The 13,427-nt window shown below is 56.6% G+C and carries 13 protein-coding genes and 1 pseudogene; 10 read left to right on the top strand and 4 right to left on the bottom strand.

Features of this window, described 5'->3' with window-relative positions; all coding sequences use genetic code 11:
- Positions 1–5: 5 nt before the first annotated feature.
- Entirely contained in the window at positions 6–1,208 is a 1,203-nt protein-coding gene (locus BN2591_RS03905; RefSeq protein WP_086869197.1) for a sugar transporter, read from the bottom strand.
- Positions 1,209–1,381: 173 nt separating this feature from the next.
- Between BN2591_RS03905 and BN2591_RS03900 the strand changes: the two genes are divergently transcribed.
- Complete coding sequence (locus BN2591_RS03900; RefSeq protein WP_086869195.1) at positions 1,382–2,173, top strand: PhzF family phenazine biosynthesis protein; 792 nt, start codon at positions 1,382–1,384, stop codon at positions 2,171–2,173.
- A 52-nt stretch (positions 2,174–2,225) separates the two neighbouring features.
- On the opposite strand, the gene BN2591_RS03895 is transcribed toward BN2591_RS03900, so the two are convergent.
- Entirely contained in the window at positions 2,226–2,357 is a 132-nt protein-coding gene (locus BN2591_RS03895; RefSeq protein ID WP_425268941.1) for an SDR family oxidoreductase, read from the bottom strand.
- Here BN2591_RS03895 and BN2591_RS03890 point away from each other — a divergent pair.
- Positions 2,344–2,677, top strand: a pseudogene (locus tag BN2591_RS03890) (DeoR/GlpR family DNA-binding transcription regulator); the annotation flags it as partial. The gene BN2591_RS03895 and the pseudogene BN2591_RS03890 sit on opposite strands and share 14 nt — an antisense overlap.
- Positions 2,678–2,686: 9 nt before the next feature.
- Here BN2591_RS03890 and BN2591_RS03885 read toward each other — a convergent pair.
- On the bottom strand, positions 2,687–3,631 hold the full coding sequence (locus BN2591_RS03885) for an L-lactate dehydrogenase (RefSeq protein ID WP_086869193.1): 945 nt from the start codon (positions 3,629–3,631) through the stop codon (positions 2,687–2,689).
- Positions 3,632–3,781: 150 nt separating this feature from the next.
- Here BN2591_RS03885 and BN2591_RS03880 point away from each other — a divergent pair, with 150 nt between their 5' ends.
- Positions 3,782–4,261 carry a GNAT family N-acetyltransferase gene (locus BN2591_RS03880; protein ID WP_086869191.1) on the top strand — a complete coding sequence of 160 codons (480 nt, stop codon included), beginning with the start codon at positions 3,782–3,784 and terminating at the stop codon, positions 4,259–4,261.
- Here the strand turns inward: BN2591_RS03880 and ptrR are convergent.
- Complete coding sequence (ptrR, locus tag BN2591_RS03875; protein ID WP_086869189.1) at positions 4,215–5,093, bottom strand: putrescine utilization regulator PtrR; 879 nt, start codon at positions 5,091–5,093, stop codon at positions 4,215–4,217. The genes BN2591_RS03880 and ptrR overlap by 47 nt on opposite strands.
- Before the next feature lie 104 nt (positions 5,094–5,197).
- On the opposite strand from ptrR, the gene sad reads away from it, so the two are divergent.
- The 7 genes from sad (at position 5,198) to BN2591_RS03840 (ending at position 13,396) form a co-directional block, all read left to right on the top strand.
- Complete coding sequence (gene sad / locus BN2591_RS03870) at positions 5,198–6,586, top strand: succinate-semialdehyde dehydrogenase (protein ID WP_086869187.1); 1,389 nt, start codon at positions 5,198–5,200, stop codon at positions 6,584–6,586.
- A gap of 100 nt (positions 6,587–6,686) precedes the next feature.
- Positions 6,687–8,276 carry a methyl-accepting chemotaxis protein gene (locus BN2591_RS03865; RefSeq protein ID WP_086869185.1) on the top strand — a complete coding sequence of 530 codons (1,590 nt, stop codon included), beginning with the start codon at positions 6,687–6,689 and terminating at the stop codon, positions 8,274–8,276.
- Positions 8,277–8,338: 62 nt separating this feature from the next.
- A complete protein-coding gene (glsB, locus tag BN2591_RS03860; protein ID WP_086869183.1) occupies positions 8,339–9,265 on the top strand; it encodes a glutaminase B in 927 nt (308 codons plus the stop codon).
- The gene (locus BN2591_RS03855; protein ID WP_086869181.1) at positions 9,265–9,627 is read left to right on the top strand and encodes a DUF4186 domain-containing protein; all 363 of its coding nucleotides are present in this window, start codon (positions 9,265–9,267) and stop codon (positions 9,625–9,627) included. Before glsB ends, BN2591_RS03855 begins: the two co-directional genes overlap by 1 nt.
- 72 nt (positions 9,628–9,699) lie before the next feature.
- Positions 9,700–11,142 carry a GGDEF domain-containing protein gene (locus BN2591_RS03850; RefSeq protein ID WP_086869179.1) on the top strand — a complete coding sequence of 481 codons (1,443 nt, stop codon included), beginning with the start codon at positions 9,700–9,702 and terminating at the stop codon, positions 11,140–11,142.
- Positions 11,143–11,332: 190 nt separating this feature from the next.
- A complete protein-coding gene (locus BN2591_RS03845; protein WP_086869177.1) occupies positions 11,333–12,325 on the top strand; it encodes a sensor domain-containing diguanylate cyclase in 993 nt (330 codons plus the stop codon).
- A gap of 102 nt (positions 12,326–12,427) precedes the next feature.
- On the top strand, positions 12,428–13,396 hold the full coding sequence (locus tag BN2591_RS03840; RefSeq protein WP_086869175.1) for a sensor domain-containing diguanylate cyclase: 969 nt from the start codon (positions 12,428–12,430) through the stop codon (positions 13,394–13,396).
- The last annotated feature ends 31 nt before the right edge of the window (positions 13,397–13,427 follow it).

Here is a 13,427-nt window from a genome sequence, read left to right as displayed (position 1 = left end):
CACGTTTAAACGTGGCTGGCGTGAGTTTGCTCTTCCAGTTTCACCGGCCAGCGGCGGAAAATCACCACCGCCCACACCAGTGCGGCAATCGCCGGGATCGCTCCGGCGTAACCGATGACGTTCATTGACCAGTGCAGGCTTATCTGGTTGCCGACCAGCGCACCCGCGCCGATACCAATGTTAAAAATGCCGGAAAACAGCGACATCGCCACATCGGTAGCATCCGGGGCCAGCGCCAGCACTTTGACCTGCATGCCCAGGCCGATAATCATAATCGCGATGCCCCATACCACGCTCAGCACCGTCAGATGCATTTCGCTTCCGGAAGCGGGCAGCATCATCACCAGCGAAATCACCAGCAGACCAATTGCGCTGCACACCAGGCCAGAGGCGTGCTGATTCCCCAGCTTGCCAAACAGCACACTGCCGATAATCCCGGCCCCGCCAAGCACTAACAGCAGCAGGGTGGCGAAATTGGCGCTAAAGCCCGCCACATTTTGCACGAACGGCTCAATGTAGCTGTAAGCCGTGTAATGCGCGGTAACCACTACCACGGTGAGCAAATAGATGCACATCAGCGCCGGGCGACGGAACAGCACCGGCAGGCTTTTCAGCGAACCTGAATGTTCGCTCGGCAGCGCCGGCAGCAATTTCACCAGGCACACCAGCGTGACCAGCGCGCCCATACCGATGGTGAAAAAGGTGGTACGCCAGCCGAAATATTGTCCGACAATACGACCGATCGGCAGCCCGAGCACCATCGCCAGTGCGGTGCCGGTGGCGATCAGACTCAATGCCTGCGCACGTTTCCCGGCAGGTGCCAGGCGAATAGCCAGCGAGGCGGTAATCGACCAGAAAATCGCGTGGGCGAAGGCAATGCCGATGCGGCTGATGACCAGCACCTCAAAACTCCAGGCGAGAAACGACAACACATGGCTGGCGATAAACAGCACAAAGAGCGCAATCAATAACTTACGGCGCTCAATCTGGCTGGTCAGCAACATAAAGGGCAGTGACATTAGCGCCACAACCCAGGCATAAATGGTCAGCATGATCCCCACCTGCGCGGTTTCCATGTCGAAGCTCTGCGCGATATCCGACAGCAAACCCACAGGCACGAATTCGGTGGTATTGAAAATAAAGGCGGCGACAGCAAGTGTCACTACCCGCAGCCACGCGACTTTTCGTGAAACGGTATTCGTAGTCATAAGGGTATTTTGGGGTTGGTTGGCGAAAAGAAGAGGTCACGATCTTACTGCCTTTGCTGGCGAAAATACAAACATTTTGTGATGTAGATCTCATTTTCTATTCGTGTGAAAAATACCAGTTGCAACGTTTCCGAATAGCGCTCAAAAACGTAAGACAAAAAAGAGGAAATGCTATGCAAACCATCGATTTCTATATGGTCGACGCCTTCAGCGACCGCACGTTTGGCGGTAATGCCGCCGCCGTCTGCCCCTTGACCGAATGGTTAGCGGATGATGTCTTGCTTCGCATGGCACAGCAGCATAACCAGTCCGAAACCGCCTTCTTCGTGCGTAACGACAGCGGTTTTGAGCTGCGCTGGTTCACCACGCAAGCTGAGATCAATCTCTGCGGCCACGCGACGCTCGCCGCCGCGCATGTGATCTTTGAATATCTCGATTACCCGGATACCGAAATCCTCTTCACCACCCGCTTTGTGGGTGATCTCAGAGTGAGTCGCAACGGCGACTGGCTGACGCTGGATTTCCCGGCCTGGGCGACGGAAACGGTAAGCCAGGTTCCGGCGCTGCTGATGAAAACGCTGGGTATTGAACGCGCGAAAGAAGTGCGCGTGGCGCGGGATTATCTGGTGGTGCTGGAAAACCAGGCGCAGGTAGAAGCCTTAACGCCGGATATCGCGGCAATGAAACCGCTTGGCAAGATGGTCTGCGTAACCGCGCCCGGCGAGAATGTCGATTTTGTCAGCCGCTTCTTCTGCCCTGGCGAAGCGGTGGCGGAAGATCCGGTGACCGGTTCGGCGCACAGCATGTTGATTCCGTACTGGGGCGAAAAACTGGGTAAAAACAGCCTGCAGGCGCGGCAGGTTTCCGCGCGCGGCGGGGATTTACGCTGTGAATGGCGCGGCGATCGCGTTCTGATTGGCGGCCAGGCAACGCTCTATTTGCTGGGCAAAGTGTTCTTACGTTAAAAGCCGCCAGGCCTGTAACGCCGGGTGGGTTTCTTCCTGCATAGCGCAGACATCACTTCAGCGACGCACCGCCGCGTATCACCAGCCCCTGCCCGGTGATAGCGGCGGCCTCCGGCGAGAAGACAAAATTCACCCGCGCCGCCACTTCCTGTGGCGTAATTAAACGGCCAATCGGCGAGCGCATTGATGATCCCCGCCAGTCCTGCAGGGCGTAAACTGCTGGAAAATATCTGGCCGGATCTGGCATTTGTCAGCTGTAACGGTTGGGATTTACAGCGCGGCATCACCGCGCCGACCGAGGAGAAAGCGGCGCTGAAACACGATTTGATCGTGAACGCCAGACGCCGGGTGGTGCTGGCGAACAGCGGGAAATAGGGGGCGCGGTCGCTATTTAACGTGGCGGATCCCGATTCGCTGACCGATATCATTACCGATACGCAGCGTAGCCCCGGGATCCGCCAGCAGCTTACAACATTACCTGGCCGGTTAACCTTTGCCGGTTAACGGTGTCAGTCAGGGCAAGCGGGCAATATTCGCTTTGATAACGTCTGCGGAGTGGTTGAATTTCGCCACTTCGTCACCTTCCAGTTGCAGTTCAATAATCTGTTGTACACCGTTTTGCGCCAGCACGGCCGGTACGCCAATCGCCACATCGCTGACGCCATATTCCCCGTCAAGAATGCAGGAGATCGCCAGCGCGCGGTGGCTACCGGTAAAGATATTGCGGCAGATCTCGGCGATGGTGCCGGCAATGCCGTACTCCGTACAACCTTTACGGGCGTAAATCTCAAAACCGTGGCGGCGCACTTTGTCCGCCAGCGCGTCGACATCCAGCCGCTGACCGGTTTTGCGCCGGTAAACATCAGCAATCGGCGAACCGTACACGGACGAGTGCGACCACACCGGAAACTGGGTGTCGCCATGCTCGCCAAGGATAAACGCATCGATACTCTGCGCGCCAATATCCAGCGTCTGTGCCAGCGCGCGACGCAAGCGGGTGGTATCCAGCCAGACGCCAGTGCCAATCACCTGATTGCGCGGAAGTCCGGAAAGTTTCCACACCTGCCAGGTGATGATGTCACACGGGTTGGTCGCCACCAGGAAAATGCCGTTAAAACCGTTTGCCATCATGGACGGCACAATGTTTTTAACGATACGCGCGGTGTTGGTCAGCTCATCCAGACGTGTTTGTCCCGGTTTTAACGCGCCGCCGGAAACGGTGATCACCGCAATATCCACATCTGCGCAATCTTCTACCGGGCGGGTGGAAATGACCATCATACCGGGCATATACGCGGCGGCATCCGCCAGATCCTGGGCGTGGCCTTCCACCCGTTGCTGGTCTAAATCCACCAGAATTAACTCTTCACAAATGTTCTGGTTCAGCAGGGCATAAGCAGCAGATGCGCCGACATTGCCTGTGCCGATAATCATCACTTTCCGGGCTTTGGTGTTCATGAATATTCCATTTTCTGCATCGTATGTTGCGTAAGGTACAACCTCTGTTCTCAGGAGCGCAATCTCAGCAGGCGTAGCTATAGGTTATTCATATGACATAGGTAGCAAATTCTTGTTTATTTTTAACAGGCTAATAACAAGGAGCCCGCTATGTACCGCATTGTTGATGCCACGGCTACGCAACCGGATCTGATTGCGTTAATTGCCGCCCTGGACGCCTACCAGAGCGCACTTTACCCGGCAGAGAGTAACCATCTGCTTGATCTCGCGGCATTACCCGCCGAAACGCTGATTTTGCGCAAAATTGTGCATCACGATGAGGCCGTCGGTTGCGGCGCGGTGGTGCTCAATCGCGACGGCAGCGGCGAGATGAAGCGGGTGTTTATCGATCCCCGCCATCGCGGCCAGCGGCTGGGGGAAAAATTGCTGGCGGCGCTGGAGCAGGCGGCCGCCCGGAAATCGTGTCATACCTTGCGGCTGGAAACCGGCATTGAACAGCATGCCGCGGTGAAACTGTATCAGCGCTGCGGGTATCAAATTTGTGAGGCTTTCGCACCGTACAGCGCCGATCCGCTGAGTATTTTTATGCACAAGGCGCTGGTTGTGGATCGGTATTCAGCAGAGCAATAAACGCCTCCAGATGGCGGGTTTTCGCGCCGCGCCGCCATACCAGCCAGGTGGTGAGCCAGCGCCAGTTCTCCGCCAGCGGCCAGGCTTGCACCTGGTGATGACCGGGCATGCTTTCCAGCATGCTGCGTGGCATCAGCGCCAGACCCGCCCCGGCAATCACGCAGGCCAGCATGCCGTGATAAGACTCCATCTCGTGAATTTTACCGGGTGTGGCGCGATCGGCGTGAAACCAGCTTTCAAAATGGCGGCGGTAGGAACAATTGGCACGGAACGCGTAAATGCTGGCGCCATTCACCTGCGCCGCATGGGTAATCACCTCATGACCGACAGGCGCGACGATCATCATCTCTTCGCGGTAAACCGGAATGCCTTCCAGACCGGGGTGCATAATCGGGCCGTCAACAAACGCCGCGCTTAGCCGCCCCTCCAGCACGCCATCGATCATGGTGCCGGAAGGGCCGGTGGCGAGATCGAACTGAATACGCGGATAGCGCTGGTTGTACTGTGCCAGCGTCGCCGGAATACGCACCGCGGCGGTACTTTCCAGCGCGCCGAGCGAGAACAGCCCTTGCGGTTCGTCACCGGCGACCACCATGCGCGCTTCATCGACCAGGGCGAGGATTTGCTGGCTGTAGCGCAAAAAACTGTGTCCGGCGGGAGAGAGGCGCAGGCGCTGGTTTTCGCGGATAAACAGATCCACGCCGAGATCGGACTCCAGCTGGCGAATGCGCGTCGTCAGGTTTGACGGCACGCGGTGCACTTTTTGCGCCGCCTGGGTAATGCTGCCGGTCTGCGCCACGGCGTTAAACATCTCAAGCTGGGTTAAGTCCATGCCATTCTCTCTTTGTGAACAGAGTGGTTAATATTATTCAGTTTTAAGAAATAGCAAATTGCGCCATCCTTGCGCAAGTCCTGAACACATTTAGCGGAGTATTTATGCCTGTTTCCTCAACGACGCACGCGCTTTCCATCAACCCGGCCACCGGTGAAACCCTGCGCGCAACCCCGTGGGCCAGCCGTGAAGAGGTTGATACGGCAATTGAACTGGCCGCCAGCGGTTACCGCCAGTGGAGGCTGTTGGCCGTCAACGAACGCGCACAAACGTTACGTCGCCTTGGCGATGCACTGCGCAAACGCGGGGAAGCGATGGCGCAGATGATTTGCCAGGAGATGGGCAAACCGATTTTGCAGGCGCGCGCGGAAGTGAATAAATCTGCCGCGCTGTGTGACTGGTACGCGGATCATGGTCCGGCGATGCTGGCAAGCGAACCGACACAGGTTGAGCAGCAGCGTGCCACCATTGAGTACCGCCCGCTGGGGCCGATTCTGGCGGTGATGCCATGGAACTTCCCGCTCTGGCAGGTGCTGCGCGGTGCGGTGCCGATCCTGCTGGCGGGCAATAGTTATCTGCTAAAACATGCGCCAAACGTGCTCGGTTGCGCGGCGTTAATGGGCGAGATCTTCGCTGACGCTGGCGTCCCGCAAGGCGTTTTTGGTTGGGTGAACGCCACCAATGACGGCGTGAGCCAGGCGATTAACGATCCGCGCATCGCCGCCATTACCGTCACCGGCAGTGTTCGCGCGGGGGCGGCAATCGGCGCACAGGCCGGGGCGGCGCTGAAAAAATGCGTCCTTGAGCTGGGTGGTTCCGATCCCTTTATTGTGCTCAACGATGCGGATCTTGATCTGGCGGTGAAAGCTGCAGTCGCAGGGCGTTACCAGAATACCGGACAAGTCTGCGCCGCCGCGAAACGCTTTATCGTTGAAGCGGGCATTGCCGAGGCTTTTACCGAGAAATTTGTGGCTGCCGCCGCCGCGTTAAAACAGGGCGCGCCGGACGAAGAAGAGAATTATCTCGGGCCGATGGCGCGCTTTGATCTGCGTGACGAACTGCATGCGCAGGTCGAAGCCAGCATCAACGAGGGGGCAACGTTGCTGCTTGGCGGTGAGAAACTCACGGGCGAGGGGAATTACTACCCGGCCACCGTACTGAGTGGTGTGACACCAGAGATGACCGCGTTTCGCCAGGAGCTGTTTGGCCCGGTCGCGGCTATCGCGACTGCACGTGATACACAGCATGCGCTGGCGATGGCGAACAACAGTGATTTCGGTTTGTCGGCTACCGTCTTTACCGCCGATCCTGCGCAGGCGCAACATTTTGCCGAACAGCTTGAGTGCGGTGGCGTGTTTATCAACGGTTACAGCGCCAGCGATGCCCGCGTGGCCTTTGGTGGCGTGAAAAAGAGTGGTTTTGGCCGCGAGCTTTCACACTTCGGTCTGCATGAATTTTGCAATATCCAGACGGTGTGGAAAGATCGTCTGTAAGCTAAACGCGCCCCGGCGGGGCGCGTCACGGCTGGCTGTCATGGACCTGTCATGATCCTTTTGTAGACTCACGGCAACTTTGTGGTTATAGAAGAATATCATGAACTTAAAGCAAATTTTCCGCCGTATTTTGCGGCGTGTTCTCCCACGACAGTTTGGTTTGCTCGCCGGGATTTTCTGTATTATTGGCTTGTTTTCGGCCCTGCAAATCGCCTCCTCGTTTCTCCTTTCCGCGTCGTTACGTAACGCACAGCATAATGAACAACGCAATCAGCAAGCGCACCTGCAACAGGTCAAGGTCGATGAAGCGCGCATTGCGCTCCTGACGGCAAGCGATCTGCTCAACCGGGCGGGCGTCTACTTTATGCAGGATAAAGAGACCGGTTCAGAAGGGAGCTGGCACAGCCTGATGGATGAAACCCATAAAGCGCTGGAGACCTCGCAAAAAGCCTGGCGAGCGTGGCTGGCGCTCAACCCGCCTGAAGATGAGGCGCTGATCAACAGCTATCAACTCTTTTACGGGGCGCTAAAAGAGCAGGCCGACGGGCTGATGAAAACCCAGTCGATTGACGCCTTCTTCGCCGTACCCGCGCAGGCGTTCCAGGCGGATTTCAATGACAACTATGCCCGTTTCCAGCAGGCCAGCGAAGCGCGTGCCGAACTGGGGCGCCAGGCGTTGATGGCGAACCTTGCGCAATTGCAGCATGTGTTTGTGCTGGTGCCTGCGCTGCTGGTGGTGATTGCGGTGCTGGTCTGGTTTGCCATGTCGCGCTGGGTGATCACGCCGCTGCGCAGCCTGATAGCACATATCAATATTCTGGCGGCGGGCGATCTGGGTACGCCGCTTCCGCCGGTGAAACGCTTTAACCGGGAAGTTGACCAGCTCGGCCTCAGCATCGGCACCATGCAGCAGGGGTTGCAGCAACTAGTAATGCAAGTCAGCGACGCCACCTCGTCGATGGTCGATACCATTCGCCGCCTCGCTGAGGACAACCAGTCGCTGTATCAGCAGTCGGCGAAACAGGCGCAGGAATTGACGGATGTGACCGAGCATATCGCCGCGCTGGAGTCCCATGTTGAAGGCAACACCGGTTTTGCCGAGCAGGCGCGCAAACAGGCCGATGAGGCGCGGGAAGTGGCCGCTGGTGGCGATCGAATGATGGATACGGTGAATCAATCGATGCGCGAGATCGTCGAGCGTTCAGCGGAGATGCGCAACATTGTGGCGATGATTGATGGCGTTGCTTTCCAGACCAATATTCTGGCGCTGAATGCGGCGATTGAAGCGGCGCATGCGGGCAATCATGGTCGCGGCTTCGCGGTGGTGGCGAAAGAAGTGGGGCTGCTGGCGCGCAAGAGCAGCCACTCCACGCAAACCATTCAGCAACTGATCAACCACTCCTTGCAGGGCATCAACGACGGTACCCAGGCGGTAAGTCGCCTTGAGGATAACCTGCAACAGGTCACCGGGTTGGTCGGGCATTTAAGCGGTGTCCTGAGTGAAATTTCTGCCGCCACGCTCAGCCAGGGCGACAGCATTCACAAAATGACGCGCCGCCTGCACTCGCTTAACAATGTTGCCCGTCGCACCGGGGAACTGGTCTCAACGGCCACCGAAGCGTCGGAAAAATTGCACAACGATTCTCATCAATTGATGCAAGCGGTTGCGCGTTTTCGACTTCCTGCCTGACGCAACACATTCGCCTCTGTTATACTCGCAGGCCATTTTTGGCCTGTGGGCAAGGAGTCAGAGTGGCAACGGTGATGGATAACGACGTACTGGAAGCGGTGCTCGCTGAAGTACGCCCGCTGTTGGGGCGTGGCAAGGTTGCGGATTATATTCCGGCGCTGGCGTCGGTGAGCGGCAACAAGTTGGGTATCGCCATCAGCACCGTGCAGGGTGAACACTTCCAGGCGGGCGATGCCGACGAGCGTTTCTCCATTCAGTCAATTTCAAAAGTACTGAGTCTGGTGGTGGCGATGAACCACTACGCAGAAGAAGAGATCTGGCAGCGGGTGGGCAAAGATCCCTCCGGTCAGCCGTTTAACTCGCTGTTACAACTTGAAATTGAGCAGGGCAAGCCGCGTAATCCCTTTATTAACGCCGGGGCGCTGGTGGTGTGCGATATGCTGCAAAGCCGCCTTAGCGCACCGCGCCAGCGCATGCTGGAAATTGTGCGTAAACTCTGCGCCGCGCCGGATATCGCTTACGACAGCCTGGTCGCGCGTTCTGAATTCGAGCACTCCGCCCGCAATATGGCCATCGCCTGGCTGATGAAGTCCTTCGGTAATTTTCACAACGATGTCGCCACCGTATTACAGAACTACTTCCACTATTGCGCACTCAAAATGAGCTGTGCCGAATTGTCGCGCACCTTTTTATTTCTCGCCGATGGCGGACACAGCGTGCAGCAGGCCACGCCGGTGGTGACGCCGATGCAGGCGCGCCAGATTAACGCCCTGATGGCGACCAGTGGCATGTACCAGAACGCCGGAGAGTTTGCCTGGCGCGTCGGGTTACCGGCGAAATCCGGCGTCGGCGGTGGCATTGTGGCGATTGTGCCGCATGAGATGGCGATTGCGGTCTGGAGCCCGGAGCTGGATGAAGCGGGCAACTCACTGGCTGGTGTTGCAGTGCTGGAAGCGTTAACGCGAAAACTGGGGAGATCGGTCTATTGATGAATGATTTCGCGCCGTTGTTTGCCCGGCTGGGACAGTCAACATTTCGTTCGCGTTTTCGCCTTGGGGTGAAAGAGCGCCAGTACTGTCTGGATAAAGGTGCGGAGGTGATTGCTTCCCATGCGGCGGATTTTGTCGCAAAACGCCTTGCGCCAGCGCAACCACAAAATGATGGCAAACAGACGCCAATGCGCGGCCACCCGGTGTTTATCGCTCAGCATGCCACGGCTACCTGCTGCCGTGGATGCCTGGAAAAGTGGCACCACATCCCGCATGGTCAGGCGCTAACGGAATCGCAACAACAATACATTGTTGCGGTGATTTACCAGTGGCTGGTCATACAGATGAATGCGCCGCGCTGAAAAGCGTCGGGTAAGCCTGCGCCGCTGGTGCTGCGGGTCGATAGTCATGTTCGTGATATGGATTGAGAGTTGATGCGCGCATTTTTTTCATCCCCTTTCCGCCCTTTTCGGGAAGAGACGCCGTACACCAATGCGGTCATGGTGTTTGTCCTGACAACGCTGTTTTATCTGCTGGGTGCGATGATGCGCCTGGTGGAAGAGCTTTCCCTCTTCTGGCCGCTCAATGCGGTGATGGCCGCTGTTTTCGCGCGTTATGCTTGCTTGCAGCGCTGGCATTACTACCTGATTAGCTATGTTGCCATGCTGGCGTATGACGCCATCACCACCACCTGGGGCATGGCGTCGCTGATTATCAACTTCTCGAATATGGTGTTTATCATCACCATGGCGCAGCTTATCGGGCTTGAACGTAACCAGATGACCAAAGCGCCGGAGCCGGTTAACGCGCTGAAACTCTTTGGCTACTGTCTGCTTGCCGCGCTGCTGTGCGCGTTTTTTGGCGCGCTGGGTTCCGTGGGGATCAATGGTCAGGGGTTTGGCCTGCTGCTGGCCGACTGGTTTGGCGAGCAGTTCTCAACGGGTGTGCTGATCCTGCCTTGTATGCTGACCATGAGCTGGCCGCGTAAACCGCTGAACGTCGAGATGCGCGATTTTATGCCGGTGCTCGCCGTCGGCGTATCGATTGTCGCGTCGGTCGCGATTGGCGGTGCAGGCAGCCTGGCGTTTCCGCTTCCGGCGCTGATCTGGTGTGCGGTGCGTTACTCACTGCCGCTGACATGCCTGGTGACGCTACTGACCGGCGGCCTGGAGATAATCCTTGTCGCCAGCGGGCATATCAATATTTTCGTCAGTTCACCGCTGCAGATCCCGCATATGTTCTCCGCGCGCCTGGGGATTGCCACCATGGCCATTTGCCCGGTCATTGTCTCGGTCAGCGTTGAGGCGATAAACCGCCTGATGCGCCAGGTTTCCCTGCGCGCCGATTTCGATTTCCTGACCCGCGTTTACTCGCGCTCGGGTTTGTATGAGGCGTTAAACCGCGACGCAAAACGCTTTACCGACAAACACATCACCGTGATGTTGCTGGATATTGATTACTTCAAAAGTGTCAATGACAACTATGGTCACGAATGTGGCGATCGGGTGCTGACCGCCTTTGCGCGAAAAGTGCAGCGGGCGCTGGATACGCGCGGTGTGCTCGCCCGCATGGGTGGGGAAGAGTTCGCTGTCGTGGCGATAACACAAGATGCCAGCGACGGTAAACACCTGGCGGAAACGCTACGCGAAACGGTGGCGTTGTACCCGTTCAAATGGCAGCAGCAAACGCTGCATTTAACCGTCAGTATTGGTATCAGCCATGGTAAAGCCGATGCCGGGCAATTAACGGCAATGTTCAACGCGCTCCTGGCGGTGGCGGATGAAAATCTCTACCGCTCGAAAAAACGCGGGCGTAACTGCACAACAGATGCTGAACATAACATGCCGGAAATAGCGGGTAGTGCCATCGGCGGATAATTCCCCGCGCGTGTCGCAGCTGGTGATGATGATAGCGGCAATTAATATCGATAACTTATTAAATTGCTTGCTACTAATTTTTATCGTCAATACTATTATTGCGTATACGTAGCGGAATCATCGCGTTATGAGCGGATCGGATAATTTGAATAAACACGAGCGGATCCCAGGCAGGCGTTTTGCCAGGCGGATGTATCTGATGCGTATTCTGGGAACGCTACTCTGCTTTTTCCCCATTCTTTCCGTCCTTCTTGAACTGCATCGCCCCGTGTGGAGCGTAGTGTTGCTGTGCGCTAATGCCTTTATATGGCCTACCCTCGCGTTTTTGCGCGCGCGCAACGCGCTGATGCCGCTGCAAATTGAACATCAAAATCTGGTCCTTGACGCTGGCGCAGGCGGGTTCTGGATTGCGTTAATGGCGGTCAACCCGCTGCCGTCGGTGGTGATTGCCACCATTTTGCTCTCTGATCGCTTATCGGCGGGCGGGTTTGGGTTGATGCGTAAAGCGGCACTGGCCCTGCTTGCGGCGTTCTTACTTACCTTGCTGGCGCTCGGTTTACCCCTGGAGTTGCAGGTGACACAGCGAACGATGTTCGCCACGTTGCCGCTCATTGGCATTTATATCCTGGCGCTCAGCGCACTCACCGACAGCATTGCCGTCAGGTTGCGAATAAAAAGCCGCGAGCTTGAGCGTATCGCGATGATGGATCCGTTGCTTGATATCGCCAATCGCCGCCTGCTGGAAAAACGGATTCAGTATGAGCTGGAAAAACTGCACGTGACGCCGCGCCACTCCTCGTTGATGTTTATCGATATTGATAACTTTAAAGAGGTGAATGACCGCTTTGGTCATAAAATTGGCGATGCATTATTGGTCACCGTGTCGAAAATTTTGCATATCACCACCCGCACAACGGACACGCCCGCGCGCCTCGGTGGCGATGAGTTTGTGATTTTATTGCCCGATACGCCAGCAGAGGAGGCGTACGCGGTGGCAACCCGGATCATGGATGCGGCTGCGGTAATGACAGTGATGCAGGAGCATGCGTTCAAATGTACGTTGAGCATCGGTATTGCCAGCGCGCTACCGGAAATGCGCAGTGTTACCGACTGGTTAAAAGCCGCAGACGACGCGCTTTATCAGGCTAAACGACTGGGAAAAAACCAGATCTACTCACACTGACAAACGTGCTGAATAAGCTACGCTTTATGCTGTATGCCGTGAAATTAACGTCACTTTTTATCGTGTTGCGCATTAACAGCCTGAGAATGGAAACGGCCCCTTATGAAAATACCTGCTATTCCCGCAGATGAGGAACAACGACTGGCGTCGCTGCGCGACTCCGGGCTTCTGGAAACCGGCGTAACCGAGCGTCTTGACCGGCTTACCCGGCTGGCTAAGCGTATGTTCGATGTCCGTGCGGCGTTGATCACGCTGGTTGATGAAGAGATGCTTTTCTTCAAATCCACGTCGGGTACCGTGCGTGAACCGCTGCCGCGTAAGATCACCTTTTGTGGTCATACCATCTTGCATACCGAACCGTTGATTATTCCGGATACCTACGGCGATGATCGTTTTGCCGACAATCCGCTGGTGACCGGGGAGATGAATATCCGTTTCTATGCCGGGTATCCATTACGTTTGCCGGACGGCGCGGTGGTGGGCGCATTTTGCCTGGTGGATAGCAGCGCGCGGCAGTTCACGGACGCTGAGCAGGACTATCTGAAAGATTTCGCCATGATCGTTGAAGATGAGTTCGCGGTGATGAGCGCAGCCACCACGGACGAACTGACCGGTTTATTTAATCGCCGCGGGTTTGAAAGCCTGGCGAAGTTCGCCATTGTGGGCGCGCGTCGTCGCGCGGAACCGTTAACGCTGGCGTGGATCGATCTCGACAATTTCAAAGAGATCAACGACACCTGGGGACACGCTGAGGGTGACGAAGCGCTGAAAGCGATGGCCACGGTGATGACTGCCAGCCTGCGCGAAGCGGATCTGCGGGTGCGCTATGGCGGCGATGAATTCGCGATCCTCTTTTCCGATACCGATGAGCAGGGCGCATGGATTGCGATGCAGCATCTGGTCGAGCAGGTTGAAGCCTGGAATAAGGGTTCTGGTAAGCCGTGGAAGCTGGCGTTTTCCTGGGGGATCAGCGAGTTTGATCATGATGGTTGTGGTGAACTGAAGCCGTGGATGAAGGCGGCGGATCAACAGATGTATGCCATGAAAGAGCGCAATCATCGCGGCCGCTAAATCATCATAAAAACCTATGTTTGCCGGGCTT

Source organism: Kosakonia pseudosacchari (assembly GCF_900184035.1).
GTDB lineage: Bacteria > Pseudomonadota > Gammaproteobacteria > Enterobacterales > Enterobacteriaceae > Kosakonia > Kosakonia pseudosacchari.
Note: the sequence above shows the minus strand (reverse complement) of the source record. Positions and strands in the feature narration are given on the sequence as shown.

Coding starts and splice junctions, on each gene's coding strand:
- BN2591_RS03905 (WP_086869197.1), bottom strand. CDS start 1,208: ATGACTACGAATACCGTTTCACGAAAAGTCGCGTGGCTGCGGGTAGTG.
- BN2591_RS03900 (WP_086869195.1), top strand. CDS start 1,382: ATGCAAACCATCGATTTCTATATGGTCGACGCCTTCAGCGACCGCACG.
- BN2591_RS03895 (WP_425268941.1), bottom strand. CDS start 2,357: ATGCGCTCGCCGATTGGCCGTTTAATTACGCCACAGGAAGTGGCGGCG.
- BN2591_RS03885 (WP_086869193.1), bottom strand. CDS start 3,631: ATGAACACCAAAGCCCGGAAAGTGATGATTATCGGCACAGGCAATGTC.
- BN2591_RS03880 (WP_086869191.1), top strand. CDS start 3,782: ATGTACCGCATTGTTGATGCCACGGCTACGCAACCGGATCTGATTGCG.
- ptrR (WP_086869189.1), bottom strand. CDS start 5,093: ATGGACTTAACCCAGCTTGAGATGTTTAACGCCGTGGCGCAGACCGGC.
- sad (WP_086869187.1), top strand. CDS start 5,198: ATGCCTGTTTCCTCAACGACGCACGCGCTTTCCATCAACCCGGCCACC.
- BN2591_RS03865 (WP_086869185.1), top strand. CDS start 6,687: ATGAACTTAAAGCAAATTTTCCGCCGTATTTTGCGGCGTGTTCTCCCA.
- BN2591_RS03855 (WP_086869181.1), top strand. CDS start 9,265: ATGAATGATTTCGCGCCGTTGTTTGCCCGGCTGGGACAGTCAACATTT.
- BN2591_RS03850 (WP_086869179.1), top strand. CDS start 9,700: ATGCGCGCATTTTTTTCATCCCCTTTCCGCCCTTTTCGGGAAGAGACG.
- BN2591_RS03845 (WP_086869177.1), top strand. CDS start 11,333: ATGTATCTGATGCGTATTCTGGGAACGCTACTCTGCTTTTTCCCCATT.
- BN2591_RS03840 (WP_086869175.1), top strand. CDS start 12,428: ATGAAAATACCTGCTATTCCCGCAGATGAGGAACAACGACTGGCGTCG.